The 1,477-nt window shown below is 36.6% G+C and carries 3 protein-coding genes; 2 read left to right on the plus strand and 1 reads right to left on the minus strand.

Going from position 1 to position 1,477, the window contains the following annotated elements; genetic code table 11:
- The coding region (locus tag IQ224_RS23465) for a transposase family protein (RefSeq protein WP_194033130.1) at nt 1-382 on the minus strand (382 nt) is incomplete at its 3' end.
- A gap of 287 nt (nt 383-669) precedes the next feature.
- On the opposite strand from IQ224_RS23465, the gene IQ224_RS23470 reads away from it, so the two are divergent.
- Nucleotides 670-1,182 (plus strand): IS982 family transposase, encoded by a 513-nt coding sequence (locus IQ224_RS23470; RefSeq protein ID WP_228036374.1) that lies wholly within the window; start codon nt 670-672, stop codon nt 1,180-1,182.
- A 198-nt stretch (nt 1,183-1,380) separates the two neighbouring features.
- The coding region (locus IQ224_RS23475) for a transposase (RefSeq protein WP_370583165.1) at nt 1,381-1,477 on the plus strand (97 nt) is incomplete at its 3' end.

A 1,477-nucleotide genomic window follows, 5' to 3' on the forward strand; every position in this document is an offset into this window, starting at 1 on the left:
TCTCTTCTTCCGTTACGTCATTTCTTCGGCTAACATTTAAAATATCTCCTTCTTTTAATTGTTCGAGTATATTCTCGGCTAGTCTTTTCGTATAGGTTCGTTTCTTGGCGACAAAATCTAACTCTTCACTAAAGGGTTTTCGACAATTATCGCACTTAAATTGACGACGATTAACCTGTAGGTACACTGGTTGACCTGAGATTGGTAAATCTTTGACTAAATGTCGATGATTTTGGTGGAGTTTATCGCTCTCTAACCCACAACGAGGACAGATTGCTTTTTGATTTTTCGATTCGATTTGGCAAACTATACCGATATTTTCTAGGTGTAGATAGCCTTGAATAGACGTTCCTTTTAGGTTCAAAAATTTGTCAAGTATCATAAGTAAAATACTCTGGTTTTTGGCTATTATATCAAATCTTAACTCGATTGTCTATCTTTTGATATTAACTTGTTTGTGCCGTAAGTGTCTCCCTGTATAGATTTCAGCTACTTTTAGGCGTAGGTACTCTCATCGAATTTTATTTTAAGTTAATTATTTGCATAACAATTCCCGAAGAGCCAGATGACTTCTATCAAAGTTTTGAAAAGCACTGTCAGTCTCTCCCTCAATTAACATCATTTGTTGGGGAGAAATTGTGTCGTTCTCGTCTAGGCTTGAGCGAAGTCATGACGATAGTAATTGCTTTTCATGGTTCCGGCTATCGGACATTCAAAGAATTTTACACCTTGCAAGTTCTTCCCCATTGGAAAAAAGCCTTTCCTCAGCTAGTAAGCTATAATCGTTTTGTGGAATTAATGCCTTGGTCGATGATGTTGTTATGTTGTTTTTTACAGACTTGCAAAGGAGAAATAACAGGAATAAGCTTTATTGATTCTACTCCGATAGAAGTTTGTCATCCTTGTCCTAGCAAGTCACACCGAGTTTTTAAAGGTTTAGTTGGTTGGGGTAAAAATTCTGTGGGTTGGCATTATGGATTTAAACTACATTTAATTATCAATGACCGGGGAGAACTCTTGGCTTTTAAGCTAACACCCGCTAATACTGATGACCGGAAACCTGTCCCTGATCTTACCAAAGATCTCATCGGTAAATTATTTGGAGACCGGGGCTATATTTCTCAAGAACTCTTTGAAAAACTGGCTCTTCGTTACTTGTTATGGTTCGATAGGGGGGCATAAATCAACAAAATCTTTATCTGGTAAGGGATTTAATTGATTAGTTCGCTTTAGATAAAAAACAATTGATAAAAATCGCCCAATGTCTTTCTCTATAAGGGTTCCATCCCTTATAACTCCCGTCTATTGCATAAGACAAACCGAAGAACCGAAAAACTTTATGAAAGAGGCTTACAATTAATTACCCGCTCCAAAAAGAAGATGAAGCAAAAATTAGTCAAAATTATTGATAAAATCTTGCTTCGCAAGCGTTCTTTAATTGAAACAGTTAACGACGAACTGAAAAATATCTGCCAGA

The sequence above is a fragment of the Microcystis sp. LEGE 00066 genome, assembly GCF_015207925.1.
Lineage (GTDB): Bacteria > Cyanobacteriota > Cyanobacteriia > Cyanobacteriales > Microcystaceae > Microcystis > Microcystis ichthyoblabe_A.